At 60.3% G+C, this 19,191-nt stretch carries 16 protein-coding genes; 10 read left to right on the top strand and 6 right to left on the bottom strand.

Annotated features, from left to right (window positions below):
- Positions 1 to 177: 177 nt before the first annotated feature.
- Entirely contained in the window at positions 178 to 1,368 is a 1,191-nt protein-coding gene (locus tag N5D22_RS23795) for an MFS transporter (RefSeq protein WP_279658370.1), read from the top strand.
- A gap of 183 nt (positions 1,369 to 1,551) precedes the next feature.
- Positions 1,552 to 2,829, top strand: a complete 1,278-nt coding sequence (sbmA, locus tag N5D22_RS23790; RefSeq protein ID WP_279658369.1) for a peptide antibiotic transporter SbmA — start codon at positions 1,552 to 1,554, stop codon at positions 2,827 to 2,829.
- Between the two features lie 50 nt (positions 2,830 to 2,879).
- On the opposite strand, the gene N5D22_RS23785 is transcribed toward sbmA, so the two are convergent.
- The gene (locus N5D22_RS23785; RefSeq protein ID WP_279658368.1) at positions 2,880 to 3,863 is read right to left on the bottom strand and encodes a polysaccharide deacetylase; all 984 of its coding nucleotides are present in this window, start codon (positions 3,861 to 3,863) and stop codon (positions 2,880 to 2,882) included.
- A 149-nt stretch (positions 3,864 to 4,012) separates the two neighbouring features.
- Here N5D22_RS23785 and N5D22_RS23780 point away from each other — a divergent pair, with 149 nt between their 5' ends.
- The 5 genes from N5D22_RS23780 (at position 4,013) to N5D22_RS23760 (ending at position 8,523) form a co-directional block, all read left to right on the top strand.
- Positions 4,013 to 4,597, top strand: coding sequence for an NnrU family protein (locus N5D22_RS23780; RefSeq protein ID WP_279658367.1), 585 nt, complete (start codon positions 4,013 to 4,015; stop codon positions 4,595 to 4,597).
- Between the two features lie 155 nt (positions 4,598 to 4,752).
- A complete protein-coding gene (locus N5D22_RS23775; protein WP_279658366.1) occupies positions 4,753 to 5,424 on the top strand; it encodes a tetratricopeptide repeat protein in 672 nt (223 codons plus the stop codon).
- Positions 5,425 to 5,557: 133 nt separating this feature from the next.
- A complete protein-coding gene (der, locus tag N5D22_RS23770; protein ID WP_279658365.1) occupies positions 5,558 to 6,988 on the top strand; it encodes a ribosome biogenesis GTPase Der in 1,431 nt (476 codons plus the stop codon).
- Positions 6,989 to 7,185: 197 nt separating this feature from the next.
- The gene (locus N5D22_RS23765) at positions 7,186 to 7,794 is read left to right on the top strand and encodes a DUF2026 family protein (RefSeq protein WP_279658364.1); all 609 of its coding nucleotides are present in this window, start codon (positions 7,186 to 7,188) and stop codon (positions 7,792 to 7,794) included.
- Positions 7,795 to 7,911: 117 nt separating this feature from the next.
- Positions 7,912 to 8,523, top strand: coding sequence for a hypothetical protein (locus tag N5D22_RS23760; protein WP_279658363.1), 612 nt, complete (start codon positions 7,912 to 7,914; stop codon positions 8,521 to 8,523).
- A gap of 188 nt (positions 8,524 to 8,711) precedes the next feature.
- Here N5D22_RS23760 and N5D22_RS23755 read toward each other — a convergent pair whose 3' ends face one another.
- Together N5D22_RS23755 and N5D22_RS23750 are read right to left on the bottom strand one after the other, a co-directional pair.
- Positions 8,712 to 9,761 carry a bifunctional monoglucosyl/glucuronosyl diacylglycerol synthase gene (locus tag N5D22_RS23755; protein ID WP_279658362.1) on the bottom strand — a complete coding sequence of 350 codons (1,050 nt, stop codon included), beginning with the start codon at positions 9,759 to 9,761 and terminating at the stop codon, positions 8,712 to 8,714.
- Positions 9,762 to 9,887: 126 nt separating this feature from the next.
- Positions 9,888 to 10,808, bottom strand: a complete 921-nt coding sequence (locus tag N5D22_RS23750; RefSeq protein WP_279658361.1) for a sugar kinase — start codon at positions 10,806 to 10,808, stop codon at positions 9,888 to 9,890.
- Positions 10,809 to 11,063: 255 nt separating this feature from the next.
- Here N5D22_RS23750 and N5D22_RS23745 point away from each other — a divergent pair, with 255 nt between their 5' ends.
- Positions 11,064 to 12,728: an alpha-glucosidase family protein gene (locus tag N5D22_RS23745; protein ID WP_279658360.1), complete on the top strand. Its 1,665-nt coding sequence runs from the start codon at positions 11,064 to 11,066 to the stop codon at positions 12,726 to 12,728.
- Positions 12,725 to 13,180, top strand: a complete 456-nt coding sequence (gene aac(6') / locus N5D22_RS23740) for an aminoglycoside 6'-N-acetyltransferase (protein WP_279658359.1) — start codon at positions 12,725 to 12,727, stop codon at positions 13,178 to 13,180. The genes N5D22_RS23745 and aac(6') overlap by 4 nt, the downstream gene beginning before the upstream one ends.
- Before the next feature lie 138 nt (positions 13,181 to 13,318).
- Here the strand turns inward: aac(6') and ade are convergent, their stop codons facing one another.
- Positions 13,319 to 15,013 carry an adenine deaminase gene (ade, locus tag N5D22_RS23735; RefSeq protein ID WP_279658358.1) on the bottom strand — a complete coding sequence of 565 codons (1,695 nt, stop codon included), beginning with the start codon at positions 15,011 to 15,013 and terminating at the stop codon, positions 13,319 to 13,321.
- 277 nt (positions 15,014 to 15,290) lie between these two features.
- Here ade and N5D22_RS23730 point away from each other — a divergent pair, with 277 nt between their 5' ends.
- On the top strand, positions 15,291 to 16,235 hold the full coding sequence (locus N5D22_RS23730; RefSeq protein WP_279658357.1) for an HD-GYP domain-containing protein: 945 nt from the start codon (positions 15,291 to 15,293) through the stop codon (positions 16,233 to 16,235).
- Here N5D22_RS23730 and N5D22_RS23725 read toward each other — a convergent pair.
- Both N5D22_RS23725 and N5D22_RS23720 read right to left on the bottom strand, forming a co-directional pair.
- Positions 16,232 to 16,744, bottom strand: coding sequence for a GNAT family N-acetyltransferase (locus N5D22_RS23725; protein WP_279658356.1), 513 nt, complete (start codon positions 16,742 to 16,744; stop codon positions 16,232 to 16,234). The genes N5D22_RS23730 and N5D22_RS23725 overlap by 4 nt on opposite strands.
- Positions 16,741 to 18,930 (bottom strand): anthranilate synthase, encoded by a 2,190-nt coding sequence (locus N5D22_RS23720; protein WP_279658355.1) that lies wholly within the window; start codon positions 18,928 to 18,930, stop codon positions 16,741 to 16,743. The genes N5D22_RS23725 and N5D22_RS23720 overlap by 4 nt, the downstream gene beginning before the upstream one ends.
- Between the last annotated feature and the right edge of the window lie 261 nt (positions 18,931 to 19,191).

Here is a 19,191-nt window from a genome sequence, read left to right as displayed (position 1 = left end):
CCCTCGCTGGATTTCGGAGAGCTTGCCCCCTCATCCGACCCTTCGGGCCACCTTCTCCCCGGCGGGGAGAAGAAACAAGCGGCAACATCCGACGATTCATGACAGATAACGACCGCTTATAACGCCGATCAAAATAACTCGCTTGTCCCTCATCCGCCCGGTTGCGATAAGCCATGCATGAGCATCGACAAGCCACTTTCCGCCAGACATCTGACCGCACTCGGGTTTTCCGGGGCGCTGATGATGGCCTCCGCCATGGGTTTCGGCCGCTTTTCCTTCACCCCCATTCTGCCCGGCATGATGGCGGATGTTCCGCTTTCGGCGGGGGATGCGGGGATCGTGGCGGCGGGTAACTTCGCCGGTTATCTGGCCGGGGCGGTTCTGGCGGCCTATTCATGGGGTTCGGGACGGGAACGGCTGGTGGCGCTTTGTGGCCTGTTTTCCACCGGCGCATTGTTGCTTGCCATGGCGGCTTTCAACTCCGTCGCGGCTTTCACCGTCATCCGGTTTCTGGCCGGTGTCGCCAGCGCGCTGACCATGATCTTCACCTCGCAGATCGTTATCGGCCATGCCGTCAAGGCGGGCAGGGACAGCGTTCAGGCGCTGCATTATGGCGGTGTCGGTGCGGGCATCGCGATCTCCTCGCTTGCGGTCTATCTGATCGGCGTCGTTTTTGACGGCGGCGGCTCCTCATGGCGGGAGGAGTGGATCGCAGGTGCTGTCTTTTCCTTCATCACATTCATTCTCGTCTGGCGGGTGCTGCCCGCAGGCCCGCCGCGACATGCATCCTCTGTTGCGGAGCCGCCGCTCCACTGGACGCGGCCGCTCTTCCTGACGACGCTGGCCTATGGGCTTTTTGGCTTCGGTTATGTCATCACCGCCACCTTCATCGTGGCGATCGCCCGCATGGCCGCCGCCGGCGCTTTCGTGGAGTTTCTGGCCTGGTTCATCACCGGCTGCGCCGCCGCCATTTCGCTTTTCCTCTGGAAACCGGTCTTGAAATCGCAGGGGCTGAAACGCGCCTTCGTCATCGTTCTTGCCGTGGAAGCCGCCGGCGTCTTCGCTTCCGTCATGTTGCCGCCGGTGCCGGGTGTTCTCGCCGGAGGCCTGCTTCTCGGGCTGACCTTCATGGTCATCACCGCTTATGGCCTGCAGCTCGGTCGGGAATTTGCCGGGCCGAGCCCGCGTCGCGCCTTTGCGCTGATGACGGCCGCTTTCGGGACGGGCCAGATCGTTGGGCCACTCGCCGCCGGCTGGATTGCCGAGGTAACGGGAAGTTTTACCGCCCCCAGCATTCTCGCTTCGGCCGTGCTCGTCGTCAGCATTCTGCTGATGCTGCCGGTGCTCGCCGCAGAGCGGCTCCGTTAGGCCGCTGGCCGTCTTTTCCTGCCTTTAATCTGGTGTTTCCGTTGGGCATCGCCCGCCACCTGCGCCTTACATCTTGTTAAGGTCAGCGCTTCGTCGTTGCTGTGCACAAATTTCTGCCCTAGGTTCGGGCCATCCAGTGCTTCGCCAATAATGGCTGATTTCAAACGCGCGTGAGTTCGAAACTTGTTTCATTCCTTCTTTCCCAAACCGAAATTGTTCTTCACCTCCGCCGCCTTGTGGACAGTCGTGTGTATTCTGGTGTGGTACAGTATCGGTCCGCAACTGGGCGCTGCCCTCGGAATGCCGCCTCTGGCCCCCGGAGAAAGCGCTCCCCTCGGCATCGCGTATTTTTTCTCGCGGGATAATGTCTGGTTCTATCTCTATTTCACGATCTTCGTCGGGATTTTTGGTGTCACCTGGCAATTGATCGCCAAGGACCACCCCTGGACGAACTGGTCCATCTGGGGTTCGGCCTTCATCATCTTCATCGCCTATTTTGCCGTGCAGGTCTCGGTTGCGATCAATAACTGGCGTGGTCCGTTCTTCGACCTCTTCCAGCGTGCGCTTGAAAGCCAGCCCGGCATTACGGCAGGGCAGTTCTATTCGCTTCAGTTGCGGTTTTTCGAAATCGGCATGGTTGGCGTGGCGATGAACGTCATCACCGCCTTTTTCACCAGCCACTACGTGTTCCGTTGGCGTACCGCCATGAATGATTTCTATCTGTCGAAGTGGGAGAAGCTGCGTCATATCGAAGGCGCTTCGCAGCGTGTGCAGGAAGATACGATGCGATTTGCATCCATCGTCGAGGGCCTGGGTGTGGTCCTCATCAATTCGGTGATGACGCTGGTGGTGTTTCTGCCGCTTCTGTTTCAGATGTCGGCGCATGTCACGGAACTGCCCTTCCTTGGCGCCATCCCGCATTCGCTTTTCTGGCTTGCTCTGTTGTGGTCGGTTTTCGGCACGGTATTGCTGGCCGTTGTCGGTATGAAGCTGCCGGGCCTGCAATTCCGCAACCAGCGTGTCGAGGCGGCCTTCCGCAAGGAACTGGTCTATGGCGAGGACCATGCAGACCGCGCCCAGCCGCCGACCATGCGCGAACTCTTCGCAAATGTGCGGAAGAACTATTTCCGCATGTATTTCCACTATCTCTATTTCAACGTTGCCCGCTACACCTTCGGTCAGCTCGACGCCCTTATCCTGACCTTCATGCTGATCCCCACCATCGTGGCCGCCAAGATCACCATGGGTATCTGGCAGCAGATCGCCACCGCCTTCGGTCAGGTCAGCGACAGCTTCCAGTATCTGGTGAGCTCCTGGTCGACGATCATCGAGCTCCTTTCGATCCGCAAACGTCTGGTTGCTTTCGAATCGGCGATTGACGATCAGCCGCTGCCTGATATCGACGAGCGTTATCTGCAGCGCGAGGCGGCTGGCGGCCCGATGGAGGCCAACCGTCCGTAAAACAGAAAAGGCGGCCGTTCGGCCGCCTTTTTCACCTGTTTTGAAGGGCTTCAGCCCTCGGTCTTCTGCTTCTTCCGCGCCTCGATCATCGGCATCGCCTCGGCATAGCTCACACAGGCGACATCCTGCCTGCCGCAGACTTCACGCAGCAGCCGCTCATAGGCGTTCCAATAGGCGCCGCCATTCATCTTCACGAAGTGGAAGCCCATCTGTAGCGGAATGCGCTCGCCATTATATTGCCTGTCGAATGCGTTGCGGAAGGCCGTATAGGCGCGGTCCTCGAATTCCCTGGAACGCTCCGGCGTCTCGACGCCGATGGAGTGGCGGATGAAGAGATTGTAATCCATGGCGATGATCGGGCGGTTGCCCGGACCTTCCGGAATGAGCGGCAGGCCGAAATGCGCGATGCCGTCGCGTTTCACCGGCCATTCCGGCCCCTTGGTGACGCTGGTGGCGTCGTAGATGAAGCCGTGCTTTTTCTGCGCGGCGGTCAGCGCCGGTCCCTGCGAAAGATAGGGTGCGCGGAAGCCGTCGATGTTCTTCACCATGTCGCGCCAGCCTTCGGGTTCCTCGCCCTTCTTGCCGATCATCTGCCAGGCGTTTTCCAGCGTGCTGGTGAAGGTGGTGAATTCGCCGTCCCATTGTTCGGCCGTCCATTGCCCGCCATCGAAATGGCCGCAGGTGTGGCTGCCGATCTCGTGGCCTTCGCGATAGGCCGTCCAGATGTTGCGGAGCCGGGTTTCCACCTCTTCAGGTGACTGGCCGAAGCCGATATTGGAGCGGCCCGCCTTCTGGCCGGGTCCCTGATAGGTCTTGGCGCTGGTCTTCCGGTCCATCACCAGCGTGCAGGCAAGGAAATAGGTGAAATGCGCGCCGACTTCCTTGGCCGTCGCACGGCTTCTGTCCCACAGCGTATTGTCGCCCGCCCCGTCGAAGGACACGATGACGAGCTGCTTCGGTTTCTGCGCCTCTTCGGCAAAAGCGGGAAGGGCGGTGAGAAACGACAGGGAAAAAGCGGCAAGTGAGCGAAACATCAGTTATCCGTCATATGAAACACGGTGGCCTTTTGCGGGTGGAATAAGGCGAAGCTTTGAATAGTCTGGCATTTTCATGACTTTCAGCCTAATTCCTGTTCTCAACTGCGGTGATAGGGCCGCTTCGTTCCACCGGGGGACCGTGTTCCATGCTTTTTCTCGCACTCTGTCTTGCCTTGTTCCTGCTGACCCATCTTCTGAAGGTGGTCGCGCCGCAATTTCGCGCCCGCATGATCGCGTCGATGGGCGAAGGCCCCTTCAAGGGCGTTTATTCCGCCGTTAGCCTCGTCACGCTCGGCCTCGTCATCTATGCCTTCGGCGAAGCACGGCAGGAAACCGGAATGTTGTGGTATCCGCCGGTCTGGATGAGCCACATCGCCGTGACCCTGATGCTGCCGGCGATGATCTGTCTTATCGCCAGCCTCATACCGGCTGGCCACATCGCGACGAAGACGAAACATCCGCTCATCCTCTCGGTCAAGATCTGGGCGCTTGCGCATCTCCTTGCCAATGGCGAGACGTCTTCGATCCTTCTTTTCGCATCGTTCCTTGCCTGGGGCGTGGTGATGCGGATTTCGCTGAAGCGCCGGGAACGCGCGGGCGAAAAAGTGGTCCGCGACTTCGTTTCCAGCCGCTACGATCTGGTGGCCATCGTCGGCGGCATCGTCCTGTGGGGTGCTTTCATCCTGAAACTGCACGAATGGTTGATCGGCGTTCAGCCCATCGCCATGTAGGAAATCAACGTTTCCCCCTTACATATCAGGCAAAATAGGCTAGAAGGCCGACCATGACCCGGCTGGCCTTGCTTTTGCTGACCCGGGTAAGCGGCTTGGTATGTCCGCGGATGGATGGATCGGAAACGATCTCCGCGCGGGTAACGGAGAATTTGATGGCAAACGAAAATGATACCTTTATCCGCGAAGTGAACGAGCAGATCCGTTCCGAACAGCTGTCGCGCTTCTGGGGCCGGTACGGTATCGTGGTCGCGGGCGCCGCCGTTCTCGTGGTTCTTGGCGCTGCCGGCGCCGGCATCTATGAATACTGGAACACCAGCCGCGCGTCCAATTCCGGCGACCAGTTCCTTGCAGCGCTGAAGCTCGCTTCCGAAAACAAGACGGATGAGGCGCTGAAGGCCTTTGCCGATCTCGAAACCTCCGGTCACGGCAATTACCCTGTTCTGGCGAAGTTCCGCTCCGCCACGCTGCTTGCGCAGAAGGGTGATGCGGCAGGCGCCATCGCCGCCTTCACCGCCATCGGCAACGACACCTCCGCGCCGCAGGTCTTCCGCGATACCGCCAGGGTGCGCGCGGCCTGGCTGCTGGTCGATAACGGCACCTATGACCAGGTCGTGGCGCTGGCCGAGCCGCTCAGCGCCGAAGGCCAGACCATGCGCGCTTCCGCCCGTGAGGCCCTGGGCCTCGCCGCCTACAAGGCCGGCGATTTCGCCAAGGCCAAACAATGGTTCGAGCAGATCGTCAGCGACGCGCAGGCGCCGCGCAACGTGACGAACCGCGCGCAGATCATGCTCGACAATATCACCGCTTCGGGCAAGGCTGCTTAAGGCCGCTTTGCCACGCAGGATCGCCCCGGCATTTCTTCGCATTGCCAAAGCGATCCAACTCTTTATTTTACGCATGTCCTTTGCCCAAAACAGGTAACGTTTTGGGCAGACTTGCTCTAGGGAACCAGGATCAATGAGCTTCACCGTCGCCATAGTCGGGCGCCCCAATGTCGGCAAGTCCACGCTTTTCAACCGTCTGGTCGGAAAGAAGCTGGCCTTGGTGGATGACACGCCCGGCGTGACCCGTGACCGCCGCCCCGGCGAGGCGAAGCTCGTCGACCTGCGTTTCACCATCATCGATACCGCCGGTCTGGAGCAGTCCGGACCGGAAACGCTTCAGGGCCGCATGTGGGCGCAGACCGAAGCGGCGATTGACGATGCCGACGTGACGCTGTTTGTCGTGGACGCCAAGGCGGGCCTGACGCCGGCCGACGAGACGCTGGCCGAGATGCTGCGCCGCCGCGGCAAGCCGGTGGTGCTGGTGGCCAACAAGTCCGAGGCGCGCGGCTCGGACGCCGGTTTCTACGACGCCTTCACGCTCGGCCTCGGCGATCCGTGCCCGATCTCGGCCGAACACGGTCAGGGCATGATCGACCTGCGCGACGCCATTGTTGAGGCAATCGGCGAAGACGTCGCTTTCCCGCCTGAAGTGGATGAGGCGGAGACGGATATCGTTCTGCCGCGCAGCGAGCCGGGCAGTGAGGACGAAGAAGACGAAGAGCCGGTTTACGATGAGACCAAGCCGTTGCGCGTCGCCATTATCGGCCGGCCGAATGCGGGCAAGTCCACGCTCATCAACCGTTTCCTCGGCGAAGACCGGCTGCTGACCGGCCCGGAAGCCGGCATTACCCGCGACAGTATTTCGGTCGAATGGGACTGGCGCGGCCGCACCATCAAGATGTTCGATACGGCCGGCATGCGCCGCAAGGCCAAGGTGACGGAGAAGCTGGAAAAGCTTTCTGTGGCGGATTCGCTGCGCTCCATCCGCTTTGCGGAAACCGTGGTGATCGTGTTCGACAGCACCATTCCCTTCGAAAAGCAGGATTTGCAGCTGGTCGATCTCGTCATCCGCGAAGGCCGCGCCGCCGTGCTCGCCTTCAACAAGTGGGATCTGGTGGAAGACCCGCAGGCCTATCTGGCCGATTTGCGTGAAAAGACCGAGCGTCTGCTGCCGCAGGCGCGCGGCATTCGCGCCGTGCCGATTTCCGGCCAGACGGGTTATGGCCTCGACCGGCTGATGCAGAACATCATCGATACCGACAAGGTCTGGAACCGCCGCATCTCCACGGCCAAGCTGAACCGCTGGCTGGATTCGCAGACGACGCAGCATCCGCCGCCGGCCGTTTCCGGCCGCCGCCTGAAGCTGAAATATATGACGCAGGTAAAGGCCCGCCCGCCGGCCTTCATGATTTCCTGCACGCGGCCGGAAGCTATTCCGGAAAGCTATACGCGTTATCTGGTGAACGGTCTGCGCAAGGATTTTGACATGCCGGGCGTGCCGATCCGTGTGCATTATCGCGGTTCGGACAATCCGTTCGAGAGCAAGGCGAAGAAGAAGCGGTGACTTGACGCGGAGGCGTTGCGGGCTGTTTCTTCTCCCCGCCGGGGAGAAGGTGGCCCGAAGGGTCGGATGAGGGGGCAAGCTCTCCGTATATCACTGGCCTCGCCCCCTCATCCCGCTGCCGCGGACTTCTCCCCCTCGGGGAGAAGAAACAAGCGGCGGACGCTCATCCAACGCCTTGTTTTGAAGAGTAAAAGACCATGCTGATCAAGCAGACCGACTATCACCGGATTTACCGCGTCATCAACAGCCTGCTCATCAGCCAGAATGCCGATCCCGCTTCGGCCTCGATGTATTTCAGCACCTTCGGCGCTTTCATCCTGCAGCAGCATTACAAGCTGAAGGCCGTGCCGAAGGGCGGGCTTGCGGCCTATAATCTCGGCGGCACGGTTTTGCTCTTCGCCGATCATCGTGAAGACGGTTATGTGACGGGTGCGGGCGAGAATTTCCACTGCTGGGTGGAGGCGGATGGCTGGGCGGTCGACTTCATGGCGCCGGCATTTTCGGAAGGCGCCGATGGGCTCTCGGTGCCGGCGAAAATGTTCCAGCGGCCGCTTGTCGCCATGGCGGCCTCCATCAACGATCTCGGGCAATCCGGCGATTTCTTCTATCGTTCCGAACCTGAAGCCACGGCCAAGCGCTTTGCCGACTGGCACAGGCAGGCAATGATCGGCGATATGGCGAGCGTTGCCGCCAACTGGTTCCGCAAATCGCCGAAGCAGATGGCCGCCTCGCTTTCGGTAACGGATCGCGACGGCAAGGCGCGGACCGTGCCGCTTTCCGGCCAGATGCTCACCGGAGCATGGTGAAGGCAGGTCACGCGCCATAGCGCCGGTCCCGAAGGCTTTGGCAGTGAGCGTTCTTTGATTTATAAGGGCGACGTTGCCACGCAGATTGGACTCAACAGGAACGGGAATGACGCTCCTATGGCCGATGACACGATTTCAATAAGCTTCACGCCCGACCCGAAACATGTCCCTTCCTATGTCCATGGTTATCAACATCAGGCCTATGAAAATTACAGCATGATTTTCGACAGGTCCTGGGCTCGCCATTTTTCCTCGGCGCGAGTCAAGCTGTCGTTGTTCGCCGGACTGGCTGCGGCCTTCATCTATTCGATAAGCCTGCCGTGGTTCCCGGGCGTCTGGCCGGTGGTCGGTTATTGGGTGTTCGCCCCTGCACCGTTTGTGGCCCTTGCCATCTGGTGCATTATCTGGCAGGGCGCGAGACGGGAGGCGAAATCCTATTACGAGGTTCTGGCGCACTGGAATATCGCCAACGAGCGAATGTATACGCCGCAGACGCAGATAGAGATCGGACCTCAGGGCTACAGGCAGGTGACACGGCTGGACACGGTGCAGCTGAGCTGGGCGCGCTATCACATTGCCATCACGCCGCCGGACAGTCTGGTGCTGGTTTTCCACGGAACGGTGGTCGTCATACCCAATAGCGCCCTGCCGATGGCTCCAAAGGATATTATCGAGAAGATCAATCACTGGTGCGCGGCCCAGCAGAAAGAACTGCTTCCCTTATCCTGAAGCGGCATCTGAAAATGGCGGTATCATCCGGAAACAGAGGACGGCCAGCGTGTTCTCGCGGCAGCCGCCTGACGTCAATCAGCAGCCCGACCCCGTTCTAAAGATAACGGCAGTCGCGTCCTGATCGCCTTGTGACATTCCTGCTTCGTTTCGTCCACTATTCCCGCAGAAAATCTCGGGGATTGCCTTCATGCCAGTTGCGAACGGGATAACAGCGGCAGCGATTTCCCGGCGGCATGGATGACATTGTCGAGGAATTGCCTGGACGCCTTTTCCCAGCTGTAGCTTTTGGAAAGCGCCAGCGCCGCCTGGGGCGAACAATGAAGCGCCGCCAAACAGGCATCGCGAAGATTGTCATCCAGCGCGCCGGCGGCGGGATTGCCGCCGAGAATGTCGATCGGTCCGGTGACCGGGAAGGCGGCCACGGGCACGCCGCTTGCCAGCGCTTCCAGAATGGTGTTGCCGAATGTATCGGTCTTCGAAGGGAATACGAAGACATCGGCCTGCGCATAGGCGTCGGCCAGCTCCTCGCCGGTCTTGACGCCGGTGAACAGCACATCAGGATATTTTTCCTGCAATTCCTGGCGGGCCGGACCGTCGCCGATGACGACCTTCGATCCCGGCAGGTCCAGCTCCAGGAATTCCGGCAGGTTCTTCTCCACCGCCACACGTCCTACCGTCATGAAAATCGGTCTCGGCAGGTCGAAGGGCAGTTTTGCTTTCGGGCGCGGATGGAAAAGCTCGGCGTCGATGCCGCGGCTCCAGCGCTTCAGGTTGCGCACGCCGCGCGCTTCCAGTTCGGTCTCAAGGCTCGGCGTCGCCACCATGCAGGTATTGCCGCCATTGTGGAACCAGCGCACGAAGGCGTAGAGCCAGCTTTCCGGAACCGGAAAACGCGCCGCCACATATTCGGGAAAGCGGGTGTGATAGCTGGTGGAAAAACGCATGCGGTTCTTCACGCACCAGCGCCGCGCCATGAAGCCGAGCGGCCCTTCCGTGGCAATATGCACGAAGGAAGGCTGGCTTTTTTCGATCTCCGCCGCCACACGGCGATAACCGGCGACCGAGAGGCGGATTTCCGGATAGGTCGGGCAGGGGATGCTATAGAAACTCTGCGGCGTGACCATGCGCACATCGATGCCGAGCCGCGCGAGTTCGGTATTGGTGTTTTCTATCGAGCGAACCACGCCGTTGACCTGCGGGTGCCAGGCATCTGTGACAATCGTGATTCTCGTCATGAAACACTGATCCTGCTCATCTGCGCGCGGGCGAATCCCCATTGCCCGGCTTCTGCCCGTATATGCGGGGTGCGTGTTACAGGATCATGTCAGGGTCTGTGACGGCGGGGAGGCGGGCTGAGAGGCCTATCCCACCAATGGCAGCAGCTCGGGGCTGATCAGCGCGCCGTGATGGCCGATGACGGTTGCGGCGGCCCTTGCGGCGAAAGTGGCGGCCTCTTCGGGAGAGCTGCCTGTCACGTAACAGGCCAGGAACGCGCCGTTGAAGCTGTCGCCGGCGCTCGTCGTGTCCACCACCTCCACGGCCTTCACCGCCGGGGCGTGGCTGCGGCTGCCGCTAAAATCGAGCGTCGCACCCTTGGCGCCGTCCTTCACGACGATGTTTTCGACGCCGAGCGAACGGTAACGGTCGATGGTCGCTTCCACGGAGGCGTCGCCGAAATGGCTGGCTTCGTCATCGAAGCTCGGCATGACCAGCGTTGCGGCGCGGGCGCCGTTGGAGATGGTCTCGAGCATTACATCCCTGTCCGCCCACAGGCGCGGGCGGATGTTGGGGTCGAAGACCACCAGCTTGCCCGCCGCCCTGGCGCGGCGCAGTTCGGCCAGAAACGTATCGACATCATGGGCGGAGGCGAGAATGGCGAGGGTGATGCCGGAGAAATAGACGACATCGGCGCTTTCCACCGTTTTGCGCAGATGATCCGCGTCAGCGGCCAGCTGCCTTGCCGCAGCGGCGTTGCGCCAGTAGCTGAAGGTGCGCTCGCCGTCCTTCAGGTTGATGAGGTAAAGGCCGGGCGTACCGCCCTTGATGCGGCGAATTTTTTCCGTGCCGATGCCGGCATCGGCGATGAAGGTGAGCATGTCTTCAGAGAGAGGATCGTCGCCGAGTGCGGTAAAATAATCGACCGACCAGTCGTCCGGCAGGCAGGCGCGGGCATACCAGGCGGTATTGAAGGTATCGCCGGCAAAACCCTTGCGCAGCAGCCCGTTGCCGGCCTGCGACAGTTCCACCATGCATTCGCCAATCGACAGAAACCGTCCGCCCACGCCGTCATCCTCCCGTTTTTTCCAGCCATGCGGCTTACGACGAGCGCGCGCTGCTGACAAGGGCGGTTGTGGCCGTTTGTGCATGTGCGAAGTTCCGGTTTACGCGGCCGCGACAGCTTTATATTCTCGTGCCACGGCGCTTTCGCTTTTCTTCGAATCGCGAAAGCGCCGTGTCTCTTTTTTACGCATGTCTCTTTCCCAAAACCGCGTCACACTTTTGGGAGACATGCGCCGGCCACCATCAGGAGATCGCCCATGCCGCTAACCCATGCCCCGGTCCACAAATCCCAGGCGCAATCGGACTGGTGGAAGGGAGCGGTGATCTATCAGGTCTATCCGCGCTCGTTTCAGGACACGACCGGCGACGGTTACGGCGATCTTGCCGGGGTGACGAAACGCCTGCCCTATATCGCCTCGCTCGGTGTCGATGCCATCTGGCTTTCGCCCTTCTTCACCTCGCCCATGGCCGATATGGGTTATGATGTCTCCGATTATTGCAATGTCGATCCGATGTTCGGCACGCTTGCCGATTTCGATGCGCTGATGGCCGAGGCGCACCGGCTGGGACTGAAGGTCATCATCGATCAGGTCATTTCGCATACGTCCGACCGGCATCCCTGGTTCGTGGACAGCCGCGCCAGTCGCAGCAACAGCAAGGCCGACTGGTATGTCTGGGCCAATCCCAAGCCGGATGGCACGGCGCCGACAAACTGGCTTTCCGTGTTCGGCGGCCCGGCCTGGGAATGGGACGGCGTGCGCAAGCAATATTACATGCACAGCTTCCTCGCCTCGCAGCCGGACCTGAATTTTCACAACCCCGAGGTTCAGGATGCGCTTCTCGAAACCGTGCGCTTCTGGCTGGATCGCGGTGTGGACGGTTTCCGGCTCGATACCGTCAACCATTATTTCCACGACAGGCTGTTGCGCGACAACCCGTCGCTCTTCGACGAGGAGAGTTTCGGTCTCGACGCGTCCGACGTCAATCCCTATGGCATGCAGGACCATCTCTACGACAAGACGCGGCCGGAAAACGTGGCCTTCCTGAAGCGTTTTCGCGCGTTGCTAGACGACTATGAGGGCCGCGCCACGGTGGGCGAGGTGGGAGACGGGGCGCGGTCGCTGAAGACGGTGGCGGCCTATACGTCCGGCAACGACAAGCTCAACATGTGCTACACTTTCGACCTGCTGGGGCCGGATTTCAGCGCGAAGCATCTGCGCGCCTCGGTCGAGACCTTCGGCAAGGTGGTGACGGATGGCTGGGTGTGCTGGGCCTTTTCCAACCACGATGTGGTGCGCCACCTCAGCCGGTTTTCCGAAGGTGCTGAAGAACAGACACGGGTGGCGAAGCTCGCCATCTGTGTTCTCGCCAGCCTGCGCGGCTCCATCTGCCTCTATCAGGGCGAGGAGCTGGGTTTGACCGAGGCGGAACTTGCCTTCGAGGATCTGCGCGATCCCTACGGCATCCGCTTCTGGCCCGCCTTCAAGGGGCGGGACGGATGCCGCACGCCGATGGTGTGGGAGACCGGCAAGCCGAATGCCGGTTTTTCAAGCGCTGAAAAGCCCTGGCTGCCGGTGCCCTATGTTCATGCCATGCAGGCCGTGGATGCGCAGGAGCGCAAGCCGGACTCGGTTCTGAACCATTATCGTGCTGTCTTGTCTTTCCGCAAAAGCCATGGCGCACTGCGCGACGGCGACATGCATTTCCTCAAGACCAATCTCGATGTGCTGGCCTTTACGCGACAGAAGGGTGAGGAGAAACTGCTATTCGTCTTTAACCTGACGCGCGAGGCAGTGGAATTTCCCGTGCCGAAGGCCATGCGCGTCACGGACATCCTGCCGATGCCGGGTTTTGCGCCGCTTTTCGATGCGGGGATGGTGAAGCTCGATGGGCTGGATGTGTTTTGCGGGGTCGTCGCATGAGTGGGCAATTTGTCATCGAGACGGCTGGCAAAATATCGCTCGATGAGTGGTCCCTCCTGCGGCACCGCTTGTGGTCCGATGCTTCACCCGCCGAACACCGGGCGGAATTGCAGGACGTCTCCGACAATGAGGTTGGATTTATTGCCTATGATCCGGCGGGCATGGCCATCGGTTTTGCCGAAGCCAGCCTGCGGCGGGATTATGTCAACGGATGCGACACCTCGCCCGTGGCGTTTCTCGAAGGCGTTTATGTGGAGGAGGCGTTTCGCAAACAGGGCGTTGCGGCGGCATTGATTGCCGAAGTAACCCGTTGGGCGACCGGCAAGGGTGTGAGCGAGCTTGCTTCCGATGCCGATATTTCCAATGTCACTTCACATCGTATGCATGCGGCGCTGGGATTTGAGGAAACGCAGCGGGTGGTTTATTTCCGCAAGCTTCTGCCTTCGGATTGAGGGTATAGGCGCAGCAGAAGATGCAGCGATCTCTGCTGGCTACGCATCCTGCTTCCCTCATTCCCGTGACAAGCACAGGAATGAGGAGGTTGGTGTTTCATGCGTGTTTCCCGTCTTCCGCCGAGGCATTTTCTCCGGTCAGATCAGCGCAAACCGGTCCACATCCACCATGCCCATATCCGAAATCTTCAGATGCGGAATGACGGGCAGCGGCAGGAAAGCGACCTGCAGGAAGGGTTCTTCCAGCGTCGTGCCGAGCGCATAGGCTGCTTTTCTGAGCGTATGCAGCGTATCGCGCACGGTTTCATAGGGTTCGAGGCTCATCAGCCCTGCCACGGGCAAAGCGATCTCGCCCGTCACCCTGCCGTCTTCCACCACCACGAAACCGCCCTTGATTTCGCCGAGCCGGTTGGCGGCCAGCGCCATGTCGTCTTCGCTCACGCCGACAACGCAGATATTGTGGCTGTCATGGCCGACGGTTGAGGCGATGGCGCCTTTCTTCAGGCCGAAGCCCTGAACGAAACCATTGGCATGGTTGCCGTTCTTGCCGTGTCGTTCGATGACGGCGACCTTGATGATGTCGTTCGCAAGATCGACGGTGGTCTGATTGCCATCCGTCGGCAGCCTGTAGCGACGGTGCTCGGTGATGATCTTGCCGGGGAGCACGCCCATGACGGGGCTTTCGCCCTCCGTGACCGGCACACCGAAATGCGAGGCGAGTACGGGTCTTGCCTTGACGCTGTCGAGGCCGACGGGTGCGACCGGTTTGCGCGTAGCAAACAGGGCGTCATCGACGATTCGTCCGCCGGACAGCACCATGCTGGCCTTGCAGTTCTGCAGGCTGTCGACGACCACGAGATCGGCGCGCCAGCCCGGTGCGACAAGGCCGCGGTCGCGCAGGCCAAAGGCTTTTGCGGCGGAAATCGAGGCGGCGCGGTAGATGGCGAGCGGTTCCACGCCGCTGGCGATCGCCGTGCGGATCATATAGTCGAGATGGCCCTGTTCGGCGATGTCGAGCGGGTTGCGATCATCGGTACAGAGCGCCAGATAGGGCGACAGGCGTTCGGTGATGATGGGCATCAGGGCGTGCAGGTCCTTCGAGACCGAGCCTTCGCGCACCAGGATATGCATGCCCTTGCGGATTTTCTCGAGCGCTTCGGCGGCGCTCGTGCATTCATGTTCGGTGCGGATGCCGGCGGCGAGATAACCGTTCAGCGCCGTTCCGGACAGAAGCGGTGCATGCCCGTCGATATGCTGGGCCTGAAAGGCCTCGAGCTTTGCCATGCACACCGGGTCCTTGTGGATGACACCCGGAAAATTCATGAATTCGGCGAGACCGATGACCTTTGGGTGCCCTCGGAACGGCAGCAGCTTTTCGATCGGCAGATCGGCGCCCGATGTTTCCAGATGGGTGGCGGGCACGCAGGAGGAGAGCTGCACGCGGATGTCCATGATGGTTTCCATGGCGCTGTCGAGGAAGAACTGAAGCCCTTCCACGCCGAGAACATTGGCGATCTCATGCGGATCGCAAATTGCGGTCGTGACGCCATAGGGCAAAACGCAGCGGTCGAATTCGTGCGGCGTGACGAGGGACGATTCGATGTGGAGATGTGTATCGATGAAGCCCGGGACGACGATTTTTCCGGAAATGTCGATTTCGCGCCGGCCTTTGTAACCCTCCGAGGTTCCAACGATCATGTCGCCGCAGATGGCGATATCCGATGCGACGAGTTCTCCGGTGACGAGGTCGAAGAAGCGACCGCCCTTGAGAACCATGTCCGCCGGCTCGCGGCCCGTGCCCTGGTCGATGCGTGTTTCAAGTCTGGAATTCATGCGGGTTTCTTCGGCTCCTGATTTACGTCGTATACGAGAGTTTTTATTATTTACATTCAAAGGTTGTTTCTTGGTCTATTCAGGTTGATTCCTTGAGTTTTAAATATATCCTGAGTAAAAAATTTTCATATTTGTGTTATCTAATCTACCGGGGTTCAAGTTTAGGCGGCTTTGGGAAGGCTTGACTTCACCTCTATAGTCTAGCCGGTTTCAGGCCGACTTTTTTGCGAATTGTGGTTCAGGTTATCATTCCCGGGAAGGAAAATAAAAGCGTCTGATGCTCAAACGAATTTCCACCCAGCAACTGACGCTTGGCATGTTTGTCGAAGCGGTCGAAGGAACGCTTTCGAACCAGAGATTTTCGCAGCGGCACCGCTTTCTTTTGCGGCATGAGGAATTGATGCGTCAATTGAAATTGAGCGGCGCCGAGAGCATCATCATCAACACGGCCAAGGGATATGACGCCGGAAGCAGTGCCCGTTCCGCAGCGGTCTCGCCGCAGCCGGACAATTGCCCGGAAACCGTTGCCGCCGTCACCCACGCCGTGCGCTCCGCCGCCGATGCGATTGCCGAGACCTTTGCCTCCGCCGAGGCCGGCGGTTCTGTCTCGCTGAAAGGCATGGCAACGGCCACCGGCAAGATTTCCGATGCGGTGCAGTCGAATCCGGCGATTTTCATCGGCGTCACCCGCCTGAAATCGAAGGATGAAACGACCTTCGTGCATTCGGTCTCGGTCAGCGGGCTGATGATCCTTTTCGGGAATTATCTCGGGCTCGACAGGGGAACGGTCGATCTGCTCGGCATCAGCGGGTTGCTGCACGATATCGGCAAGGTGGAAATCCCGTCATCGATCCTCAACAAGGCGGATGGGCTGAACGCCAACGAGCGGGAGATCATCAATCTCCATCCCGCCTTCGGCCGGGATATATTGTCGCGTAATGCGCAGATGCCCGAAATGGTGATCGATGTCTGCTTCAATCATCACGAGCGGATGGATGGCGGCGGTTATCCAAGCGGCCGCGCGGGCGGCGAGATCAGCCTTTACGCGCGGATTGCAGCGATCTGCGATGTATACGATGCCGTCACCTCGGTCCGGCCCTACAAGAAACCTTGGACGGCGAATGACGCGCTGACCTGGATGCTGCGCCGGGACGGGCATTTCGACACGCAGCTTCTGAAGAAGTTCGCGCTCTGCATCTCCGCCTCGCTGCCGAGGATTTAGCTGCCGAAGACGATCGCCATGTTCAGGCTGTCGATGTAACGCCCGTCGATCAGAACGGCATCGCGGCTCCGGCCTTCATGCACAAAACCGGTCTTTTCATAAAGCGCAATTGCCCTCGCATTGTCCGCATGCACGCTTAGCTCGACGCGATGCAGCCCGCATTGACGTGCGGCATCGAGTGTCCGCCGCATCAGCCGCGCGCCAAGTCCCTTGTCACGATAGGCGGGCAGGATGCCCATGCCGAGCGTGCCGCAATGGCTGCGGGTTGCCCTGCTCCCGCGGCGAATATCGCACCAGCCGGCCACTTCGCCATCCGCAATCGCCACGAATTGCGGATGGTCGTTTTCAATCATGTCGAGAACGAAGGCGCGAACCGAATCGAGCGGCGGCGCCTCCAGGAAGCTCAGATATTTCCGCTCGCGCGATACCGCATCGAGAGCACGGTGAAAGCTTTCAACGTGCTCCGCCCGGATGGGGTCGATGCTGATGGCGTCGGCAGCAGCCATCATGCAGCCTTTGTCTTCGCCTTGCGGGTCAGATGCACCACGACGTTCTCGATCATCCGCATGCCGGCGTCCTGGCCGAGCGTCATGATCGATTCCGGATGGAACTGAACGGCGGCCACCGGCTCCTTGGCGTGTTCGATGCCCATGATCGTGCCGTCCTCGCTTTCCGCAGTGATGATGAAATCACGCGGAAGCGTGGTGGGGTCGGCGAAGATCGAATGGTAACGGCCGACCGTCACTTCCTTGCCGAGGCCGGAGAAGACGAGGCCGGGCTCCAGCACGCGGATGCGCGACGGCTTGCCGTGCATCGGTACCGCAAGCTGGCGAAGCTCGCCGCCATAGGCTTCCGCCAAAGCCTGAAGACCGAGGCAGACGCCGAAGATCGGCAGCTCGCGGGCGCAGGCGGCCTTGATCGTCGCCTTGCAGTCGAAGTCCGTCGGGCTGCCGGGTCCGGGCGAAAGCACAACCAGATCGGGCTGGAAGCGATCGAACACCTCTGCGGCAACCGGGGTTCTGACGGTGGAGACGGTCGCGCCCGTCTGGCGGAAATAATTCGCCAGCGTATGCACGAAGCTGTCCTCGTGGTCGACGAGCAGGATCTTCACACCGGTGCCCACCTTGGCCGCATCGCGCTTGGTGGCAGCGGCGTTGGTGCCCTTGGCATCGCGAATGGCCGATATCATCGCGGAAGCCTTCAGTTCGGTTTCTGCTTCTTCTTCCTGCGGGTTGGAATCGTTGAGCAGCGTCGCACCGGCGCGCACTTCCGCGATGCCGTCCTTGATGCGGATGGTGCGCAGTGTGAGCCCGGTATTCATGTCGCCGTTGAAGCCAACCATGCCGATTGCGCCGCCATACCAGGCGCGCGGGCTCTTTTCATGGCCTTCGATGAAGCGCATGGCCCACAGTTTCGGCGCACCGGTGACAGTGACGGCCCAGGCGTGGCTGAGGAAGCCGTCAAAGGCGTCCATATCGTCGCGCAGGCGGCCCTCGATGTGGTCGACCGTGTGGATCAGGCGCGAATACATCTCGATCTGGCGGCGGCCGATGACCTTCACCGAACCCGGCTCGCAGACGCGGCTCTTGTCGTTGCGGTCGACATCCGAGCACATGGTGAGTTCGGATTCGTCCTTTTTCGAATTCAGCAGCTTCAGGATCTGCTCGCTGTCGGCAATCGGATCGTCGCCGCGCTTGATGGTGCCCGAGATCGGGCAGGTCTCGATGCGGCGGCCGGAGACGCGCACGAACATTTCCGGCGAGGCGCCGACCAGATATTCCTGATGGCCGAGATTGATGAAGAAGGAATAGGGCGAGGGATTGATCGCCTTCAGGCGGCGGGAGATCGCCGATGGATTGCTTTCGCAACGTTCCATGAACTTCTGGCCGGGAACGACCTCGAACAGATCGCCGCGGCGGAAGCTTTCCTTGGCCTTCACGACAAGTTCGGAATATTCGCCGGGACGGTGATCGCCCTTGGGCGGGATCGTGTCGGTGGTCTTGAAGGGCTCCGGTGTGATGTCGGAAGACTTCCCATCCGTTGTAACACCGGCCTTTTCGAAATCGTAGCGGTCGATCCAGGCCTTGGCGGAATAGTGATCGACGACAAGGATTTCATCAGGCAGGAACAGCACCATGTCGCGCTGGTCTTCCGGCCGTGCCAGCGACAGCTTGATGGCGTCGAACTGGAAGGCGAGATCGTAACCAAAGGCGCCGAACAGGCCGATGGCCGAATCCGCATTCGAATAGAAGAGGTCGACAATGGCGCGCAGCGCGGTGAAGACGGTCGGGATCTTCGAGCGTTCTTCCTCGGTGAAAACGCGGTCCGGCTCGTTGACGGTGAGGTCGAGACGGCGCGCGGTGGAAGCGCCAAGCGTGAGATCGGGCGTCGCCTTCAGTTTATCGGTGATGAAGCCGAGCAGCACTTCGCCACGGCCATTATAGGCCTCGATCCACATCTTGCGACCGAAACAGGAAATGCCGAGCGGCGGGTCGATGATGGCCGTGTCCCAGCGGGTGTAGCGGCCGGGATATTCATAGTTGGACGAGAACACCGCGCCGCGATGCGAATCGAGCTTTTCGACGTAATTGTCGATGGCGTTGGCGTAATCGGCGGGCCGGCGCTTCCGGCTGACCTTGATGCCGCCCTTCGTCTCGTAGGTCTCCGCTCCGTCATCCTGAATGATCGTTACCATTTCTTTCGTACTTCCTGTTGTTCAGGCCCGATGACAGGCGGCAAAATAACAAAAAAGCCGCCTGAAAATTCGGGCGGCTTGGACTTTGTCTGAAGACATGACTGGTCAAGGCCGCAAAAAGCTGCCCCACCACCAGCTAGCAATGTTCTTAGACACGATATTCATGGGAAAATTGTTAGCGTGCACGATCCGCCTTGGCAAGCGGATTTCGGTGAGGGATTGAACCTTACGGGCCGCCGCGGCGTTGCACTCCTGCCGAAA

This window comes from Agrobacterium sp. GD03872 (assembly GCF_029840625.1).
Lineage (GTDB): Bacteria > Pseudomonadota > Alphaproteobacteria > Rhizobiales > Rhizobiaceae > Agrobacterium > Agrobacterium fabrum_A.
Note: the sequence above shows the minus strand (reverse complement) of the source record. Positions and strands in the feature narration are given on the sequence as shown.